Annotated in this window: 15 protein-coding genes; 12 read left to right on the top strand and 3 right to left on the bottom strand. The window is 48.3% G+C overall.

Features of this window, described 5'->3' with window-relative positions; translation table 11 throughout:
• Positions 1-10 precede the first annotated feature (10 nt).
• A complete protein-coding gene (locus tag ACYVGR_RS11875) occupies positions 11-898 on the bottom strand; it encodes an AraC family transcriptional regulator (RefSeq protein ID WP_460956781.1) in 888 nt (295 codons plus the stop codon).
• Between the two features lie 115 nt (positions 899-1,013).
• Here ACYVGR_RS11875 and ACYVGR_RS11870 point away from each other — a divergent pair, with 115 nt between their 5' ends.
• From ACYVGR_RS11870 to ACYVGR_RS11825, 10 genes are all read left to right on the top strand, one after another.
• Complete coding sequence (locus ACYVGR_RS11870) at positions 1,014-1,793, top strand: phytanoyl-CoA dioxygenase family protein (protein WP_460956778.1); 780 nt, start codon at positions 1,014-1,016, stop codon at positions 1,791-1,793.
• Positions 1,794-2,126: 333 nt separating this feature from the next.
• Positions 2,127-2,927: a sugar phosphate isomerase/epimerase family protein gene (locus ACYVGR_RS11865; protein ID WP_460956776.1), complete on the top strand. Its 801-nt coding sequence runs from the start codon at positions 2,127-2,129 to the stop codon at positions 2,925-2,927.
• A gap of 337 nt (positions 2,928-3,264) precedes the next feature.
• A complete protein-coding gene (locus ACYVGR_RS11860) occupies positions 3,265-4,323 on the top strand; it encodes a LacI family DNA-binding transcriptional regulator (RefSeq protein ID WP_460956774.1) in 1,059 nt (352 codons plus the stop codon).
• Between the two features lie 251 nt (positions 4,324-4,574).
• A complete protein-coding gene (locus ACYVGR_RS11855; protein WP_460956772.1) occupies positions 4,575-5,873 on the top strand; it encodes an MFS transporter in 1,299 nt (432 codons plus the stop codon).
• A gap of 29 nt (positions 5,874-5,902) precedes the next feature.
• Positions 5,903-7,465, top strand: coding sequence for a glycoside hydrolase family 28 protein (locus ACYVGR_RS11850; RefSeq protein ID WP_460956770.1), 1,563 nt, complete (start codon positions 5,903-5,905; stop codon positions 7,463-7,465).
• Positions 7,462-9,969: a family 20 glycosylhydrolase gene (locus ACYVGR_RS11845; RefSeq protein ID WP_460956768.1), complete on the top strand. Its 2,508-nt coding sequence runs from the start codon at positions 7,462-7,464 to the stop codon at positions 9,967-9,969. Before ACYVGR_RS11850 ends, ACYVGR_RS11845 begins: the two co-directional genes overlap by 4 nt.
• A complete protein-coding gene (locus ACYVGR_RS11840) occupies positions 9,938-11,200 on the top strand; it encodes a glycoside hydrolase family protein (protein WP_460956767.1) in 1,263 nt (420 codons plus the stop codon). Before ACYVGR_RS11845 ends, ACYVGR_RS11840 begins: the two co-directional genes overlap by 32 nt.
• Positions 11,201-11,248: 48 nt before the next feature.
• On the top strand, positions 11,249-14,077 hold the full coding sequence (locus tag ACYVGR_RS11835; protein WP_460956765.1) for a TonB-dependent receptor: 2,829 nt from the start codon (positions 11,249-11,251) through the stop codon (positions 14,075-14,077).
• A gap of 51 nt (positions 14,078-14,128) precedes the next feature.
• The gene (locus tag ACYVGR_RS11830; protein WP_460956763.1) at positions 14,129-14,905 is read left to right on the top strand and encodes a glucosamine-6-phosphate deaminase; all 777 of its coding nucleotides are present in this window, start codon (positions 14,129-14,131) and stop codon (positions 14,903-14,905) included.
• Positions 14,906-14,973: 68 nt separating this feature from the next.
• Positions 14,974-16,863, top strand: a complete 1,890-nt coding sequence (locus ACYVGR_RS11825; RefSeq protein ID WP_460956761.1) for a hypothetical protein — start codon at positions 14,974-14,976, stop codon at positions 16,861-16,863.
• A 714-nt stretch (positions 16,864-17,577) separates the two neighbouring features.
• Here the strand turns inward: ACYVGR_RS11825 and ACYVGR_RS11820 are convergent.
• Together ACYVGR_RS11820 and ACYVGR_RS11815 are read right to left on the bottom strand one after the other, a co-directional pair.
• Complete coding sequence (locus tag ACYVGR_RS11820) at positions 17,578-17,766, bottom strand: recombinase family protein (RefSeq protein WP_460956759.1); 189 nt, start codon at positions 17,764-17,766, stop codon at positions 17,578-17,580.
• Between the two features lie 20 nt (positions 17,767-17,786).
• Positions 17,787-18,002, bottom strand: coding sequence for a recombinase family protein (locus ACYVGR_RS11815; RefSeq protein WP_460956811.1), 216 nt, complete (start codon positions 18,000-18,002; stop codon positions 17,787-17,789).
• A 396-nt stretch (positions 18,003-18,398) separates the two neighbouring features.
• Here ACYVGR_RS11815 and ACYVGR_RS11810 point away from each other — a divergent pair, with 396 nt between their 5' ends.
• Together ACYVGR_RS11810 and ACYVGR_RS11805 are read left to right on the top strand one after the other, a co-directional pair.
• Positions 18,399-19,172 carry a Fic family protein gene (locus tag ACYVGR_RS11810; protein ID WP_460956757.1) on the top strand — a complete coding sequence of 258 codons (774 nt, stop codon included), beginning with the start codon at positions 18,399-18,401 and terminating at the stop codon, positions 19,170-19,172.
• Positions 19,173-19,351: 179 nt separating this feature from the next.
• Positions 19,352-19,681, top strand: coding sequence for an ArsR/SmtB family transcription factor (locus ACYVGR_RS11805; RefSeq protein ID WP_460956755.1), 330 nt, complete (start codon positions 19,352-19,354; stop codon positions 19,679-19,681).
• The last annotated feature ends 12 nt before the right edge of the window (positions 19,682-19,693 follow it).

Genomic DNA, 19,693 nt, shown 5'->3' with positions numbered 1-19,693 from the left:
CGCCATAAATTCAAGACAAGACATCACTCGCTGATAAGTTACGGTAGTCAGTTGGGGTAATCCCTGTATACTTTTTAAAAACGGTTGAGAAATATTGTGAAGACGAAAAATTAAGGCGATACGCGGTGTCGGTAACCGTATTTGCTCTTGCGCATCGTAAAAGGGCTTTAGCTTCTTCAATACGTAACCGTAAAATATAGTCTGCAGGAGGCATGCCAAACTCTTTTTTAAACCAACTCTTAAAGTGCGAATCCGAAAAGTGCAGTTGACGAGCTAGTACCTCGATACTCAGATTCGTATGTAAATTGGAACGGATATACTGACTAATCTTAATTTTCTGGTCGGATGGCTGCAATTCCATACTCTTGAGCGAGCATTGGACTACGGTCAGTAAAAAACTAGTAAGTAAGTTCATAACCCGAATCCGGCTCAGTGGATTAGAGTGATCATGATACAGGGTAAACAGATCATCCAGGTATTTCTTCAAGCTTCGATTGCCTTTAAAATGTCGGCTGGGTAACGTTAGGAGCGCCTGGATTAACGCCGATGCATCCGGGCCAGTAAAGTTAAGAAACGACCCCTCCGTCGGTATTTTTAGGATGAGCCAGTATAATGCTCCCTTTTCTTCAGGGTGGTGCGCTGTCCCATGTAGCTCCCCAGGAAAGGTAACGAATGTATCCCCGCCTTTCACAAAAAATTCCTGCCCATTCACCGCATACACCTGCAATCCTTTTTCACAGTAGCAGATTTCCATCATGCCTTCGTGGGTGTGTTCGGGCAAACCAGTTTGTGCATGAGTATAACTGTACCGCCCAAGTCGGTGCACTTCGTCGATATTGAAGGTATTTAGTTGGATAATGGTACGCTCCGTAGTCGAGCGAGTTTCAAAATCATCCATGTATGAAATTGTATGTTCCTATAATATCGAAAGACAAAAAACGGAATTGCCCTTACTTTTGGGTGAAACATTTGCCCTACGTTGTAAACTACAAAATATAGTTATAGAACACGCAATGACTGCTCCATTTTTAACAGCTGAACAGGTTTCGTTTTTTAACGAGAATGGCTATTTGACGGTTTATGCCATCGTTTCACCCGAAGAGATTGACCAGTACAAAGCAATTTATGACGAGTTCCTATCGGGACGGATCGACGCGGGCCTGAACCGTTCGGATTTAGGTGCCGGACTGGGCAAGAACACGGGCAAAGAAAACATCACCCAAATCATGTGGCCCAGTGATTTTGTACCGGACGTATTGAGGATGCCGTTTCACCAGCGGGCAGCAGCTATCAGCCGCGAGTTGATTGGCGAAGATTCCGAAATGGATTTCGATATGCTGATTGATAAGGCTCCTTATACCGATACGATTACGCCCTGGCACCAGGACGAAGCCTACTGGCTTAATGTACCGGACAAACGAGCGACCTCCTGCTGGCTGGCGCTGGATGATGCCCGGGTAGAAAACGGATGCATGTGGTTTGTGCCAGGCTCCAATCTGAAAGAAGTACGCCCTCACCGGTTTGCCGGACAGAATGGCGGTGCGTTGATGTGCGACGCAACGGAAGATGAGGGTATACCCGTTGAGTTACCGGCCGGTTCATGCACGTTTCACGGAGGTCGAACGCTGCATTACAGTCGGGGCAACAGTACGAGCGATAAACGACGAGCATTCATCATCAATTTCCGTCCTAAAGAAATGATCGAACTGGAACGCGCCAACGGGTTCGATCATGGCCGCCAGAATGCCAATGACCGTAAGTTGAAAAACGAAGAGTTTCGCCAGGAGAACTGATTTTACCCCTCCCTCTGAAAGGGCTTTGTTTGACTATGCACAACTGAAGTCCCCTTCAGGAGAGTAACTAGCCTGATTATTCTGAAAGCCCGTATCATATATTTATGATCATATTTTGTGTAAATAAATAACCTGATGGCGTCTTCTTACCCTGACTTATCGGCTGTACATGAACTAGTTACTAATTTGTTTCGGTGGCAGGAAACCGCATCCGAATGGGTTCAATTCCGACACCGACAAAGCCTTGATGTCGGGAGCTATCCCCATTCCGAAAGGTACCAAAATGGGCGATCCATTTCATCCGTTGTTATTTGATCCTTTAGCTGACGTAGTATGAACGTTCTTTTTTTCTGCACAACCTGGGGACAAAAGCAATCGGGTTGGGCTGAATTCTTCAGTAAGGTTGTAACCGCCGGATATGATGGCGTTGAAACGAGTTTACCTTCTGAAAATGAAACCGATGAGTTTGTAACTGGGCTTCAACAACATAATCTTGCGTTCATAGGCCAGCACTGGGAAACGGCCACGTCGGATTTTGACGCGCACATCCGATCATACGAACAAGTCCTGGGCAATCTGGCCGCGATGCGCCCTTTGCTGATTAACTCGCATACGGGTAAAGATTATTTTCGATTTGAGCAGAACCGTCGGCTGATCAACCTGGCCACGACCATTGAGGCTGACTCCGGTGTACCGATTACGCACGAAACTCACCGGGGACGGTTTGCTTTTGCCGCGCACGTAACGGCTAATTACCTGCACGCTTTACCCGAGTTGAAACTGACCCTAGATATTTCGCACTGGTGCAACGTAGCCGAAAGCTTACTGCAAGATCAGCAGGAAGCCGTAAACGTAGCCATCGCCCATACAGCGCATATCCACGCCCGAATTGGCTTTGAACAGGGACCACAGGTTTTCGATCCGACCGACGAAGTCAGTGCTGATGCCCTCCGTTTTCACCTGGAATGCTGGGATAAAATCATTGAGCGTCAGAAGCAACTGGGTACTAAGCAGATGACAATTACCACTGAGTTTGGTCCGTCGCCATACATGCCGGGCCGACAACCCGCAGAAAATCAGTGGATTTATAACGTCCAGATGCTACGTCTGCTCAAAGAACGATACACCGATTAACTTAATACGAATGGTACAAACGCTGAATACTTTGGACTGTTGGAGCATAGGCATGACAAAAGAACTCCTGTATGGGCTATTTCAACAGTTTAAGCAGGCTCTTTATTCATCAGGGGATTGCTTTGTCTACATAGTTAAAAATCTATTTGTGATAAGTTAATTGTCAGTTTAAAAAGCTAATTGAGTGTAACGAACGCATGCCTCTACGATAGTCATAGATTTTAAATCGTTTACAAAACCCTCCGGTTGTTTTCAGGCCAAGACAATAGTTATTATTGCAAAACTTTACAGTGAGCTAGAGTCGCTAGCCGCTTATGCCTGATCATCTACCCAACTGATGAAAAAAAAGGAATTACAGGGAGTTAAGGAAATAGCCCGACGAGCTAACGTAGCAATTGCTACCGTTGACCGGGTGATTCATAACCGGACTGGCGTTTCAGCTAAAACACGGGAAAAAATCAACAAAATCATTGCTGAGCTTAACTACCAGCCAAACCTATTAGCCAGGCGATTAGCATCGGGAAAGATTATTTCAATCGCTGTTTTAATTCCTTCCGTCACGGAGGAAACCGATTTCTGGGAGGCTCCTTTACAAGGTATCCAGCAAGCCGAAGCCGAAATTAGATCGTACGGAATCATTGTAAACCTATTTTTTTTTGATTTAAGTGACCCGAACTCCTTTGTAACACAGACAAATCGAATTCTGGATTCCGACATTGATGGTATTGTTCTAGCCCCTTCATTTGTCGATGAAGCTCAGGAATTCACCACTGCCTGTCAGGCAAAAGGTATTCCTTTTATTTTTATAGACGCCGATATACCAAGCCAACAAAGTCTGTCTTATATAGGGCCACCTTTATTTCAAAGCGGTTATCTGGCCGGAAAGCTTAGTACGTACAACCTTCGGGAGACTAGTAAACTGCTGGTTGTCAATATTGCTACGTCGCTAGATAGCTTTACGTATAAGCAGATTGAGGGAGGTTTCAGAACCTATTTTTCGGATCATAAACTGAAGCACCCAATTCTGCGGGCTGATATTCAACAAACGGATTTTGTGTCTATCGCGAACCACCTTAAACAGCTATTTGATGGGCAAACCGACATTGATGCAGTTTTTGTTACTAATTCCAGGGTATTCTCAGTGGCTCGCTTTCTGGCTAGTCGACTATCTGTTCAAAAACCTCTCCTGATTGGCTATGATTTTGTAAACGAAAACAAACGTTTTTTAACCAGCGGAATCATCGATTTTCTAATCTGCCACCAACCCAAGGATCAGGGTTATCGCAGCATTATGGCGCTGTATCAACATTTGGTTCTATCAATTCCCGTCGCCAAAGAATACTACATGCCAATCGATATTGTCACTCGGGAGAATCAGGCTTTTTATCGAAACTAGTTCGTTAAGCCATAGATCATTCCATCAGATCGCCTATTCTCAAAATTTTAGCCCAGTTTTTTTCTTAATTTCTTTTAAGCTTAAAATTGTTAGTATATTTACGGGTACGTACCCGTAAATTGAGAGGTTTCCTGAACAGAGGCCCTCTTATCCATGATAGCCGGGCCGACAACCCGCAGAAAATCAATGGGCATACAACGTCCAGATGCTAGGTCTACTAAAAAAACGATACACCGATTAACTTGATACGAATGGTACAAACAACGGAATCCCGGACACGCATTGGAATGTATCGCTGGTTCATCTGCGCCATGCTGTTTGCCGCGACCACCATCAATTACCTGGATCGGCAAATTCTGGGTTTATTAAAACCTACACTGGAGAAAATTTTCAGTTGGACGGAGTCCGATTACAGTTACATCGTCATGGCCTTTACGGCTACCTACGCCCTGGGGCAACTGCTCTATGGGCGGGTGATTGACCGGATTGGCACCCGGCTTGGATACACCATTTCGGTGAGTATCTGGAGCATTGCAGCTGTTCTGCACGCATTTGTTCGTACGACCTTTGGTTTCGGATTGGTTCGGGCGTTGCTGGGTGTAGGCGAATCGGGTAACTATCCGGGTGGCGTAAAAACGGTGGCGGAGTGGTTCCCCAAAAAAGAGCGGGCGCTGGCCGTTGGAATTTTTGATTCCGGCTCAAACATTGGTGCCTGCGTTGGACCACTTTTGGTGCCTTTTATTCTGGCATTGTACGGCTGGCAAATCGCGTTTATCATCACGGGTTCGCTGGGGTTTATCTGGTTGCTGGTCTGGCTTTTAACGTATGAAGTTCCGGCCCGTCAAAAGCGACTGAACCGTGCCGAGTACGATTACATTCACAGCGATAACGAAGTAGAAGCGGTTTCTGCCGGGAGCGTATCCTGGGGAGAATTGCTACGTCTCCGGCAAACCTGGACGTTTATTGCCGGTAAGTTTTTCACCGATCCCATCTGGTATTTTTTCCTGTTCTGGCTCCCCGCCTATTTCAACGCATCGTTCCACCTCGACTTGAAAAAACCCAGTCTACCCCTGGTGATTGTATACACTGGTACCATGATTGGCAGCATCGGTGGGGGTTATTTGTCGTCGTGGCTGATTCAGAAAGGATGGCCCGTTTACAAAGCACGCAAAATGGCGTTGCTCGTATCGGCCATTGCCGTTGTCCCCATTCTAATTACTCGTTATACGACCGATATGTGGGTGGTCGTCTCGCTGATTAGTTTATCGGTAGCTGCCAATCAAGCCTGGAGCGCCAATATTTTCACCATCGTGTCCGACATGTTTCCCAAACGGGCCGTGAGTTCAGTCGTCGGACTAGGCGGCATGGCGGGGGCCGTCGGTGGGGTGCTGTTTGAAAGCCTTATTGGCTACATTCTGGATGTGTTTAAAGCCTCGGGCAACATCGTTGTAGGCTACAACATCATCTTCCTGGTATGCGGTAGCTCCTTTCTACTGGCCTGGCTAATCATCCACTGGCTCACCCCTAAAATGGAGCCGGTAAAACTGTAGACTATTCCTAAACCCTAACCGACTTACAAGTGGATTTTATCAACATAAAAGCTTTACTCGTCAGTACGCTCGTCGCCCTATCCACGGTGGCCAACGCTATGGATGTCAACGTCCTGACGTTTGGGGCCAAAGGCGATGGTAAGACGGACAACACCACTGCCATTCAAAAAGCGGTAGATGCCTGTGCAACATCGGGTGGAGGTCTGGTGATTTTCCCTGCTGGTAATTTCCTCTCCGGTACCGTTCAGCTCAAGAGCCATGTCCTGCTTCACCTGTCGGCGGGTTGTCAGCTTACGGGTACAACGGTGCTGGCAAAATACCCCTACCAGCAGCACGGGCTCAAATTTTACGGCGCTGAATGGGCCAGGCAAAGTTTAATCTACGCACATCAGGTTGAAGATGTAGGTATTGAAGGCTACGGCACCATCGACGGACAGGGCGCCAATTTTGTGACGACTACGTTGAAAAAGCCCGATCGCTACCGAAATCGGCCTTATCTATTGTGGTTCATCGAATGTAAAAACGTTCGGGTTAGTGGCATCAACCTACGCAACTCGGCTTTCTGGATGCAGCATTATCTGGGCTGCGAAGATGTGCGTATCAATGGCATCAGCATCTGGAACCACTCCAATAAAAACAACGACATGATTGATATCGATGGCTCGCGAAACGTGACCATCCAGAATATCAAAGGCGACTCAGACGACGATGGATTAACACTGAAAAGCACATCTCCCCTAATCACGGAAAACGTAACGGTGATGAATTGCGTGCTGAGTAGCCATTGTAACGCGCTGAAGTTAGGCACCGAATCGACGGGTGGCTTTCGAAATGTAGTCATTACCAACTGTGTCATCAAGCCATCGGCACAAAAAGCCACTATTTACGGCAAACCGGCGGGTCTCAGTGGGATCGCCCTGGAAATGGTGGATGGGGGCGTTATGGAAAATATATCCATCAGCAACGTCGTCGTAGAAGGCCCCGAAGTACCGATTTTCATTCGTTTAGGGAATCGCGCACGCAAGTACGATGAGCAGGCTTCGGCACCGGGTCTCGGGCGGGTTCGTAACATTCGCCTAACAGGGATTACGGCTACAAGTAGCGGTAAAACGGGCTGCTCCATTACAGGTATCGAAAGCGCCAAGCTCCACGACATCAGCCTAAGTAACATCTCCATCGACCTTCCCGGCGGGGGTGAAGCGGGTGACATGATGAAAACAGTTCCTCAACTGGACGACCAGTACCCGGAAGGCACTATGTTCGGTACGTTACCCGCATACGGTTTCTATATCGCACACGCCGAAAACATCCAGCTCAGCAACATTCGCTTTACGTGTCTGAACTCGGATAGCCGACCCGCTCTAGCGCTGAACGACGTTACGGACTTTACACTGGATCGGATGACCATGCCGACTATGGCGGATGCCGGTGCTGCTATTTATGTAAAGGGAGATAGCCGTGGGCTAGTCCGCCATAGTACGGCTCCCGGCCCTGCCAAAAGCTTCGTAGCGAAAGCGGGAGCCCATACGCAGGTAAAGCTGGTTGAAAATGATCATCCGCAGATACGTGTCCCAGAAACGAGTGTTCAATGAAACGAGTCAAGGCCATTTTCCTGATATTACTGGTCGGTTTCGTGCTGAAATCGGCAGCGGCTACGACCGTACCCGTCCTACCGTATCCTCAGCAGGTTGCGGTAGGAAAACAGATGGAGCCGCTTAGTACGAACCTCACCTTTGCCGGATCGGGTATCGAATCCGACATCATGAATCGGCTAACGGCAAACTGGCAACTCCTTATAGCGAATCAATCAACCCAGAGAGCTCGTCAACCCCTTACGCTGGTCTTATCTGGTAAGTCGGCCAAAACCAATTCATTGGTCGAAGCCTACGCACCCGGTTGGCCAGCGAAAGTGGGCGACGAAGGCTACGTTCTGGTGCTGAATGCCAAACACAAACTGATTGCGGCCAACACCGAAATCGGCCTTTTCTACGGCCTGCAATCGCTGAAACAACTCACCCGCGCGGGCTGGCGTCAGGAACTGGTTATCACCGACTGGCCTTCGTTTGTAAACCGGGGAATTTACGACGACATCAGTCGGGGGCCAACGCCGAAGGTCAGCACCATTAAAAAGCAGATCGAACGATTGGCCGAGTTAAAGTTTAACTCGCTCTCGTTCTACATCGAACACGTAGTTCAGCCCCGCTCCTACCCCGATTTTGCGCCCGCCGATGGCAAACTAACGATGGACGACATTCGGGAGTTATCGGCGTATGCGGCTCAGTTTCATATGCAATTAGTCGGCAGCTTTCAGTCGTTCGGGCATTTTGCCAACATTCTGGCGCAGCCCAACTACCAGTCGATGGGGGAAACGTCCACCATGATTTCTCCGCTCGATCCGAAAGCGAAGACGTTTCTGGCGAGCGTCATTACGGAGTTGTGCGGTGCGTTTAACTCGCTCTATTTCAACGTTAACTGCGACGAAACGTTTGATCTCGGCAAAGGCAAATCCAAAGCGTACGTCGATAGCGTGGGCGTGGCGAAATACTACGCCGACCACATCAGATTTCTGTACGACGTGCTCAAAAAGCAGCACAAACAGCTCATGATGTGGGGTGACATTGCGCTCCAACACGAAGAAATTCTGGACCTGCTGCCCAAAGACATCATCTACCTCACCTGGGAGTATGGCGACCAAAAATCCTACGATACCTGGATACAGCCCTTCGTCAAACGGGGACTAAAATTCATCGTTTGTCCGGGCATCGTCAACTCGAATCGGCTCTTCCCGGATATGGTCATGGCCAAAGGGAACATTAGCGGTTTTCTAAAAGCCGGTAAACAGGCGGGTACGCCGGGCGTGTTGACAACCATCTGGGACGAGGGGCCGATGTGTTTCTTCCATAGCGACTGGTACGGCGTGTATACGGCTGCCGAAAAAAGCTGGAACATCGATCAGGACGAGACGAACTCCTTCAATGAACGCTACGAACAAAATGCGTACGGAGCCAGCAATGGGAACTACGTAAAAGCGCTGTTCGCACTTATGGAGCTTCGTGGCATTCCGCTAACCTACAATCTGGCCGAGCAAATCTGGTTGCAGAAACTCCTGCCGGATAGTGGCAAGCGACTGATTCTCAACAATCAGGATGTACCGAAAATACAGGCCATTGTTAGCAAGGGCTTAACGTACGCCAATGCAGCCGAGTCGAAATCGAATCTAACGGATGTGCGGTTTCTGCAATTTACCCTGCACCAGTATCAGCTATTGATGGAATCCCGACTGTTGCTAGCCCAGGCTGCCGATACATACCGAAATGCTTATGGCCAGCATAATGCCGCAACCCTACCCAGCACGACTCAGGCCATTTCAGGATTGCAGGCCAACTACCAAGCCTTAAAAGAGACGTACCGCAGCCTGTGGGAAGCCGAAAATCAGCCTTATTACCTGGCGATCAATCTGAAAGGATTCGATACCAAGATCAATCAGTTGCAACAGCTTAAAGCCCGGTTGCAGACGCTTGTTTCGTCATCGGCTAGCCTGCCCCCTATTGCATCGATTGGGTTGGATATCAAAGCCAGCAACGCCTTTTACTTCCAGAATTGGCTCCTTACAGGGCCGTTTAAAACGCCAACTCCACCCGGTTTTCTCTATTCCGAAGACCCCGCCTACAACGTACCACCCAAACCCGGCGATATGTCTCAGTATCAGGGCAAAACCTACCGCTGGATGAAATACATCTCGCAGGAAGGCGGTATTGTTGATCTGGGCGACTACTACAAAACCACATCTGAAGCCGTTGCCTATGCTTACTGTTCAATCACGACCGATAGCGCTCAGGCCGTTACGGCGCTGCTAAGCGCGCAAGCGGGAGAGCTGTTTGTAAACGGCGTTCCGATAAAGGCAAGTGGTTCGGCCAATCAGGACGAGACGCCGTTCGCCATAAACCTGACCAAAGGCGTTAATCACATTCTGCTCAAATTACCGGCTTCGTCCTCCTGGAATTTCGCCTTTCGACTGGATACGCCGAAACCCATCACCAATCATAAACACAAGTATTCCTTAAATGCCAAAACGTCCGTTCATGAAGCTGATTAACCGATTGTTATGTACAACGGCTTGGGTTGCCCTGGGTTCGTTGTCGATTGCCCATGCTCAGGTAAAAAAGGATGTCGCCGTGAAAGCCATTAACGATATGGCGACCTACATATCGACTACCATGCTGGATGAACAGGGCAAATCGCGCTGCGACTATAACCTGACCGAAGGCAAATGGTACCCCTACGAAGTGCCCTGGCATACCGGGCAGGCGGTGTACGCAATGCTGGCGGCTTATAAGCAAACCAAGAATCCGAAGTGGCTGGCTTCGGCCCGAAAAGCGGGAGATTACTGGACCAGCCTGCAAATCAAAGACCATCCCAAACTTAAAGGCATGTTGGGCGCGGTTCACGGTGATGCCATCGGGGATTCGACCATCGTATTTGCGACCATTTCGGATGGTACACCGGGCATTTACGAATTAACCCGCGTAACCGGCGACAAAAAGTACGCTCAGGTAGCGACGACAGCCGCAGAGTGGATGCTGAAGAACATGTATTACGCCGAAAAAGGGGTTTGCTACGACGCGGTTGATCTGGGTACGGGCGTGGTCGAAAAAGAACACAGTGAGTTCTGGAAGAATAAAAAGGAGCAATCGCTCTACGACGTTTCCCGACCCAATATTGAAGGGTGGATTTTTCTGGATGCCTACGACTTCAATAAAGATAAAGCGCTGTTAGACGCCCACATCAATCTGGCGAACAAGCTTGTCGAACTGGAAGAGAATGGATTGTGGATGCAGTTCACCCCGAATACTAAAGAAGAAAACTCGTTTCACCCCCGGTTCAATCTGTGGTATGCCGAATCGCTGATTCACACCTGGCAAAAAACCGGTGATAAAAAGTATCTGGAAGTGGCTGCCAAAACGGCACGTACCTACGCCAAAGCCCAGCAGAAAGACGGCACCATTTTTTACGTCAATTATATCGATGGCAAAGCGCCCGACCGGAGTTCGATTACGGGCTCGGCAGTGGCCATGGCGGGGATCGTCTGGATCGAACTGGCGAAGGCAGGCTATAAAGAATTTTTGCCCTATATCGAGAAATCAGCGACCTGGATCATTCAGAATCGGTACGGCATGGATCATCCTGACAAAAACCTCCGTGGGGCCATTCTGGAAACCCGGATGCGCAGCCGTAAGGATAAAATCTGGCTCGTCAATCGGGATATAGGCACCAGTTTCTCGATTCGCTTCCTGGTTGACTACTTAAATTTCAAGGGGCTCAACTAACCCTCTTCTCTACAAATTTTCCCCACTTTATATCAAACCGTATCTTCGATGAAGCACTTTACTGTTCACTTTTTTCGATCAGCCTGCCTGATTGTCCTGCTTTTAGCGATATGTTTTTTACCGGCCAGCGCGCAAACCAAAGGGGTTATCCGTGGTAAAATTGTGGATGATCAGGGGGGCGCGTTACCCGGTGCGTCCGTCCGTATTAAAGGCACCACCCAGGGCACCGTTACCAACCTGACCGGCGATTATACGCTCAGTGATATTACGCCCGGCACGATCAATTTGGAAGTTTTTTACATGGGCTTCCAACCCTACGATCAGCCGGTTTCGGTTACCACGGGCGAAACGACCGTGCACAATATTACGCTGGCGAGTACCACAACGATGCTGAAAGGCGTGACCGTTACGGGTATCATGGAAGGGCAGCAAAAGGCTCTGAACCAGCAGCGAAATGCAGATAACTTCAAGCAGATCGTATCGGCCGATTTGATGGGTCGTTTCCCCGATCTGAACGTAGCCGAATCCTTGCAGCGGCTCCCCGGTGTAACCATCGGTCGGGAGCAAAATGAGGGATCGACTGTACAGCTACGTGGTACGCCGGGCAACTACACAAACATCAATATGAACGGCGAACAGATTATGGGTACTCAGGAACAAGGGCAACGTAACGCGCAACTAGACCTGATTCCGGCCAATGTACTGTCGTCGATGGAGGTTGTGAAGACGTTGACGTCGGACCTGGATGGGGACGCCATTGCTGGAGCAATCAACATGAAAACACCCACGGCCATTAGCCTAAAGCCCCGTATTTCGATTGATCTGGCGGCAGGCTACAACAAGTTACGTGACAAAACGAATGGCATCGTCAACCTGAGTTACAACCAGCGTTTTTTTCAGACCGATAAAAGCCCAAACGGCAAATTAGGCTTGGCCCTGTACGGGAGTTACTACCGCACCAACAACGGTTATGACGAGATCAATGCGCAGGTATGGCAATCGAAAGATTTTAACGATGGTCAGGGTTCGATTCTGTTTCCCACCGACATCCGGATTATTCACCTGAACAACCTACGTACCCGCAAAGGACTCACGGCAACAATCGATTACAGCTTCAATCCAACAGCATCAATTGTCTTCAATGCTACCTATACCGACCTGGATAATGATGCAGTACGCTATCGAAAGCGGACACGGATGCAGACAGCCAATACCACCCGAACAACTGACGGGATTTATACCACAACCCGAGGGCGTGGCTATAACGAATACATGAATCGGAGTATTGACAACGGCAACTTCAACATGAGTCTGGAAGGGGAAAAGCAATTCAGCCGGCTCAAACTGGATGCCGGCTTGTTTTACACAACCTCAAAACTGAAGCAGCTTGCCAATACCTTCAACTACGTTACGGGCAACGTACCGTTGACAATTTCTCAAATCGCTGGCGATTACATTCAGGCTACGGGTTCAACGGATGCGAAGAATAATGCGTCTCTGTATACATTCAACACCTACGAAGCCAACAATTTCAATAGCGAAGGCACGAACTTCGTAGGCCGCCTGAATGCTACGTATAACTACAAAATCGGTGCGAACGACGCTTATTTTAAAGCCGGTCTAAAAATGAAGCGGATGCATAACAAACGCTACCGCCCCAGCTACAGCACCTCAACCTATAATGGACCTGCTGCCACGGGAAATCTGACCAACTTTTTGGGCGCAGCCGAACTGGATGATAAGTTACTGGATAATAATTTAACCTTTGGCCGGGCTGTCGATGGCGACGCTACGGTTAACTTCTTCAACAGCAACCCAAACTATTTTCCAGCCAATGCCTCGCTTAATCAGGTAGCCGTCGATACGTATTTTTATGATGCAGAGGAAGATGTTACATCAGGCTACGTCATGAACCGGATTCAATTCAAAAAGCTCATGTTGCTGGGTGGCCTTCGCATCGAAAGCACCAGCGTTGATTACAACGCGCAGCTGGTCAATCAGGATGCCAGTGGAAATCTGACGTCGTCAGTCCCAACCAATGCCGTTTATAATTACACCAAATTCCTGCCCAACTTACAGGCGAAATACGACGTAGGCCGTAACACCATTGCGCGGGGTGCGTTATCATTCGGCTATTCCCGGCCAAACTTTAATGAACTGGTTCCCAGCCGGGTGGTAAGCATTTTGAACGCTACGTTGACGGATGGCAACCCGGACCTGAAACCAGCCGCTACCACCAACTACGATATCTCGCTGGAGCATTACCTGAAAAACCTGGGTATTCTGTCGGTAGGTGGTTTTTATAAGCACATTACCAACTTCCAGTACAATAGCGTAGTAACCTTAACGGGTACTGAATTTCCGGGCGCTAACAATTACCTCAATTATCAGTACTACAAAACCTACAATGGCGACGTAGCAACTGTATATGGTCTTGAAGTCAACGCACAAACGAACCTAACCTTCCTGCCGGGTTTCTTGAAAGGTTTTTCGCTTTATGCCAACTACACCTATGTGTATTCCAAGGCCGATGCACAATTGCGGAAAGGTCTTCGCTTACCTGGTCAAGCAACCAATACAGCCAACGGCTCGCTGTCGTATACGTACAAAGGCTTCACAGTTCAGGGAAATGTCAATTACAATGGCTCCTACACCGTTTTGCTGGGCGTTAACGATGCAAACGACGTGATCCGGGCCGAACGGGTTCAGGTAGATGCCAATGCGTCGTACCGAATCACCAAGAATTTCACCATTTATGCGGAAGGCACCAACCTCTTGAATTCGCCACAAACCGACTATCTGGGCATTCGATCGCGCATTTACGAAAAACAGTTTTACGATTACACTGGTCGGGCCGGAATCAAATATCGCTTTTAATTTACTGAGCGTCGGGTATGGCATTTACCCGACGCTCTTTTTGTCTTAATTATGGAACAACTCACTGTAGATCAACTCTTTGTTACCATTTATCCAACCCGGCAGCAAATGGGCCAAGCGGCCGCCAACGATGCCGGTGCCTGTATCCGCCAACTACTTTCGGAACAGGACGAAGTAAATATTATTTTTGCGGCTGCCGCGTCGCAGAACGAATTCCTGGATGCGCTTGTCGCTGAACCAGGTATTGACTGGAGCCGGATCAATGCGTTTCATATGGATGAATATACCGGTCTGCCCAAAGATCATCCGCAACGGTTTGGCAACTTCCTGTATGGAAAAATCTTTGGCAAAGTACCTTTCAAGAACGTATTTTACCTAAACGAGACAGGTCAGGACGCCCCGGAAGAATGTGCCCGATACAGCGCGTTGCTGAAAGAACATAAGACAGATGTTACCTGCATGGGAATCGGTGAAAACACGCACCTGGCTTTTAACGATCCTCACGTTGCCGATTTCAATGACCCGTATCTGGTTAAAATCATCGACCTGGACGAGCCCTGTAAGCAGCAGCAGGTTCACGACGGGTGTTTTCCATCGGTCAGCGACGTTCCACCTTTAGCCTATACCCTCACGATACCCGCCTTGCTCCAGGCACGGTACATTTTCTGTATGGTACCCGGCGCTAATAAAGCCATCGCCATTAAGCATACGCTAACCGAGGCTATCACGGAAAAATATCCATCCACGTCATTACGTACGCATCCCAATGCTAAGCTGTATATAGATGTAGACAGCGCTACGCTGATTGGCGAAGATAGTATCGCTTAACCGGGAATGTATTTGCCCCAGACCAAAGAAAGGTCTGGGGCTATTTCTATTTATCAGCCAGCTTCCTTATGCCAAGCCATTTCTTCCGTCAGCAATTCTGCATAATCGGCATATGTCTGCTTTGGCGGCCAATTGCCTTAAAAGCGCAGGTGGTTTCGCCCCGAGCGCAATATGCCAATGTATTGCTGGAGATGACAAAGGCCCTGCTGGACAGGCAGAATAAGCATGAAAACCATGCCGATTACGGGGGGATTTGGTGTACCGAAGGCAAACTCTACCATACCCGAGCGGCTGAAGCTATGTATCCATTTGCCGTTGCCTATAAGATCACCCATCAGAAAGCGTATCGACAAGCGGCCATACAGGCAGGGAATTGGTTGATCCGGCAGCAACAATCAAACGGTAGTTGGAAAGAAACGCCCGAAGAGTGGACGGGAACCACAACCGATCAGTTGTTAATGATGCTGTTAACGTATCCGCACATTGAGTCTTCACTTCAGGATACGGAGCGAAAACGCTGGCAACGTTCCATGCAGCAGGCCGCTGCTTATCTTGACAGCGTCATGAGTCCAGCTTTTGCCAGCATCAATTACGTAGCGACAACCAGTGCTACCCTGGCAAAAGCCGGTATTTTCTTCAATACTCCTCTATACCTGGCCAAAGCTCGCCAACTGGCACATAGCACAGTCGCCAAGATGGATGAAGATGGATTTGTCAATGGGGAAGGTGGCCGCAGTTTCAAGCAAAAGATGGGCGTCGATCTAGGTTATGATCTGGACATGTCGTTGTGGGGACTGGGGTATTATGCCCACTTAACGAAGGACAACGTTGTCAATAACGCTGTCAAAGCAGCTCTAAAGAAACACCTGTATTTCATTTATCCAGATGGAGCCATGGACGGTTCATGGGGCATCCGTTCGAACAAATGGACTACCTACGGCAGTGCTACGTCGGATGGCTGCATGGCTTTATTTGCGATGTATGCCGATGAAGATCCGACTTACAGTACAGCTTCTTTACTGAATCTGAACTACATACGATCGTGTACTCGGAAGGGTATTCTTGGCTATGGTCCACAGCATACAGAGATTTTCAAGCAGGAAATGTGCATTTATCCTACGTTTACCAAAGCCAAAAACATCGCTTTTGCGTGGGAATTGGACAGCGCTTCGCACCGAACGTTAGCCCCATTACCGACGCAAAAAACGAATTGGACGGCCTACTACCCCACGTTGAACATAGCGCAGGTCCGAACGAAAGCGTTCCTGGCTACCATCACCGGCTACAACTACAAAGACTATGCGGCCGGTTCGAAAAGTAAATACATGCACCGGCCAGCGGGAGGAGCCTTATCGGCTCTATGGGTGCCGGATTATGGTTTTTTACAGGCCTCCAGCCAAACGGAATACGCACGTCCTGAACCCATGTCGTTTCCCGAAGCACCGGGTATTTTGCCCCTAACACCACGTATTGAGTACATGGATGGCAATGGCTACTTTACGAACCTGTATAATTTCGATTGTCAGTTAACCGTCGATACGACCAATCGAACCATGACTGGCGTTTCCGTACGGGGTGAACTCTGCCAGAAAGACTGGCTAGCCGGTGGAGTAGCGTACCAGATGACGTATCAGTTTACGGACACTTTTTTGCGCAAGACGATCAGCTTACACTATCACGATGCGCAGCCAGTTGTTCACATTATTGAGCCCTTCATCAATTACCCGGAATCCCGCTTTATTCAAACAGATTCCAATACGGTGGTGATTACAGCCAAGAATAAACGATTTGAATTCAAATTACTGACTGCAAATGCATCGTTAAAGCTCGGGACAAATGCAGACCGCTACTGGTGGCCCTATCCTGCTCTGAAGGCATACCCAGTAACCATAATTGTTCCCCCATCAGCATCAGGATGGACAATCACCATCCAATATCAACTCACCGTTCTGCCCTGATCAATACGTCAGGCTTGTTGTTTAAGATGAAGGCTACATCAACGTCCTTTGGAGAGATTTCAGGTAATTTTGCAACACCTTGTTGCAAAATTATGGGCAGATTAGCCACCACACATTTCTTCATATAGCCCAAGTTACGGGTTGAAAATTCCTCTACCCCGGAAAACGCCTGACGAATGTCAGCAGGAAGACGATCAATTATTCTGGTTCCTCAGTCCTGTTGCTTTGAAAGAACAGGATTAAACTACCCACCTGCCAGTAGGCAGTAAGAGTTATTAGTTGGCGGAGTTGCTACTTTAACTTGAGTTTGTTAAAGCATTTCTGGGCATTGCTTAAACTTTTCTATTATAAATTATACCGATGATCAGGTAGCTATCAGCCTAAATAAAGATCAGCGACCCTCACAAAATTAACTCTACCAGGGACATCACCTTTTCATATTTTGACCTGCCAGAATTATGTCAGGTTATTTGGATTGTAGAAAAGTATAAACAAAGGTAACCGGCAGAACCCATCTCAGGAATCCGTTTTGTTACTATTGATCACATTAAATTGTCTTGTCAACACCTGACTACCAACCGGCTTTATAATGTAACTATTATCGAGAAACTTATACAAATTAGTTCATTCGCTATCGTACACCAAAAGGCTGATTTTTATCATTAACTGAACCTCTCATAATCAGAGACCCAAACCGTTCAGAAAAACGTCCGATTATTTAAACAGCTCAATAATGCGCTGTACCTGCACGGCTTGAAATTGTTTGCCTCTTCGGGTTCTAAACCCATGTTTATTTAATGTAGCGGCAATATCACTCCAGCCCTCGCCTGCCCCTCGCAGTGATCGGGCAAAGGCAGCCGCCCGGCGGTTGTTTTCGTGTTCGCGTGCGTTCTGCTGGCGCACAGCTAAGCCTTTTTGAACGGCTATTGTCGTGAGATTTTCTGGTTTGCCCAATACATGACCAGACCGTTTTTTTCAGCCAGAGCTTTACGAGTTCGCTCGTCAATGACTTCGCGTTCATGTTGAGCCATGGTGGCCATCACTCCAATGGTGAGTGTATTGGCCTCAGGCATATCGGCACAAACGAACTCAACGCCCGAATCTCGCAGTGTAAAAATAAAGGCCACGTTCCGAGTCAGCCGGTCGAGTTTAGCAATCAGTAAGACCCCTCCCCTCTCCTTGCAATGTGCAATAGCCTTAAGCAGCTAAGGTCGATTATTTTTCTTACCCGATTCGATATCGGTAAACTCGGCTATGATTTCTCCTCTATTAAAGATATAGGAGTTGACGCTAGCCTTCCAGCAAGTCCAAAAGTCCGAACCATTACCCTTACACAACGAGGCATTGCCGTCAACTAAAGATACGGTAATGGTTGACCAGCAGCCCAAAAGCAATGGTGGCCAGGAGCAGCAATCTGGGCCAGTGCCAAACTCCTAATCGCCTGACTTGGCGGCCATGCTTAGGCGACAACATGTAGGACAACTTCATCAACTTTTTCTGGTATTGCTATAACGCTCTTTCTGATCCCGGCCCTCATGACCTCATCGAATCAATCAGTCCAGACTTTACCAATTCTATTGAATCACTATCGTGATCTAGTCAGTCACAGGCCGGAGTATGAGGAATATAATCAGTTGATGCATACCTATCACTCCGTAGCCATTGAAGGGGGTACGCTTTACCTGGATGAAACGAAGAGCTTTTTAGAAATGGGATTGCCAGCAGCGGGTAAACCCTGGCATCACCATCTGATGTTAATGGACCATCAACTGGCCCAACAGCAGATGCTAAGTTGGCCCGCGGAACGTGAGCCGTTGAACCACGCCCGGCTACAAGCCATTGCCGCTATGATCATGCGCCAGACCGATGGACCGACCCATACCCTACTGGGTAGCTTCGATTCTAGCCTGGGCGAGTTTCGCACCGTTAGTGCGATGGCCGGTGGTCGGATGTTTATGGATGCCCAAAAAGTGCCTGCCGCCGTTGACAAACTCCTCAAGCAAATCAATACCGCCCTACCCGCTGCCAAAACGATTCGTCAGATGTATGACCTTTCTTTTCAAGCCCACTACGACCTGGTCAGTATTCATCCCTTCGGAGATGGCAATGGTCGATCGGCTCGGCTATTGATGAATTATATTCAGCACTACCACGGCTTACCGATTAGCTTGGTGCATGTGGAGGATCGTCGGGCGTATATCAACGCGCTGGCGCAGAGCCGACATCAAGCTTACCCAAAACCGATGCTCGATTTTATGTACGCCCAACTGACTACCTTTTTACAACTGGAATGCAATCAGCTTAGATGATACGTATTTAGGCGATCAAACCAAGTGGTCTCTGACTCGAGTCATTTGCGGCAATAAGCGCGCAACTTTTTCGACAATTAAAATGCAAATTGACAGCTATCAGCTAGGCAAAGCATTAGGAAATAAAAAACTTTATTCTTATATTTGAATAATCTAATATAAGAATATTAAATTTTAACATGGATAGCCCATTACATACCTATAAGGCTGAGTTCTTTAAAACCCTGGGACATCCCCTCCGACTGGCTATTCTGGACGCGCTCCGGGTAGGCCCCCTGTCAGTTACTGAATTGCAAACCGCTACCAAAGCCGATCAGTCGATGCTCTCCCAGCATCTGGGCCGACTGCGCCATATGAATTTCGTTACCCCTCGGCGGGAGGGGACAACCATTTTCTATCAGGTGCAGGATCAGCAGGTATATCAATTCCTGGATTTAGCCCGACTGATTTATAGCCGCCAACTCAAACGCTCGGAAGTGATTCTATCTGAATTGGAGCAAACTCAATAGCCTACCGATGGC

It is taken from the genome of Spirosoma litoris (genome assembly GCF_054776755.1).
Note: the sequence above shows the minus strand (reverse complement) of the source record. Positions and strands in the feature narration are given on the sequence as shown.

What these genes read in the sequence shown, in the direction of transcription:
- ACYVGR_RS11835 (WP_460956765.1), top strand. Translation starts at nt 11,249, where the DNA reads ATGAAGCACTTTACTGTTCACTTTTTTCGATCAGCCTGCCTGATTGTC.
- ACYVGR_RS11870 (WP_460956778.1), top strand. Translation starts at nt 1,014, where the DNA reads ATGACTGCTCCATTTTTAACAGCTGAACAGGTTTCGTTTTTTAACGAG.
- ACYVGR_RS11875 (WP_460956781.1), bottom strand. Translation starts at nt 898, where the DNA reads ATGGATGATTTTGAAACTCGCTCGACTACGGAGCGTACCATTATCCAA.
- ACYVGR_RS11860 (WP_460956774.1), top strand. Translation starts at nt 3,265, where the DNA reads ATGAAAAAAAAGGAATTACAGGGAGTTAAGGAAATAGCCCGACGAGCT.
- ACYVGR_RS11830 (WP_460956763.1), top strand. Translation starts at nt 14,129, where the DNA reads ATGGAACAACTCACTGTAGATCAACTCTTTGTTACCATTTATCCAACC.
- ACYVGR_RS11845 (WP_460956768.1), top strand. Translation starts at nt 7,462, where the DNA reads ATGAAACGAGTCAAGGCCATTTTCCTGATATTACTGGTCGGTTTCGTG.
- ACYVGR_RS11840 (WP_460956767.1), top strand. Translation starts at nt 9,938, where the DNA reads ATGCCAAAACGTCCGTTCATGAAGCTGATTAACCGATTGTTATGTACA.
- ACYVGR_RS11825 (WP_460956761.1), top strand. Translation starts at nt 14,974, where the DNA reads ATGCCAAGCCATTTCTTCCGTCAGCAATTCTGCATAATCGGCATATGT.
- ACYVGR_RS11855 (WP_460956772.1), top strand. Translation starts at nt 4,575, where the DNA reads ATGGTACAAACAACGGAATCCCGGACACGCATTGGAATGTATCGCTGG.
- ACYVGR_RS11865 (WP_460956776.1), top strand. Translation starts at nt 2,127, where the DNA reads ATGAACGTTCTTTTTTTCTGCACAACCTGGGGACAAAAGCAATCGGGT.
- ACYVGR_RS11810 (WP_460956757.1), top strand. Translation starts at nt 18,399, where the DNA reads ATGACCTCATCGAATCAATCAGTCCAGACTTTACCAATTCTATTGAAT.
- ACYVGR_RS11805 (WP_460956755.1), top strand. Translation starts at nt 19,352, where the DNA reads ATGGATAGCCCATTACATACCTATAAGGCTGAGTTCTTTAAAACCCTG.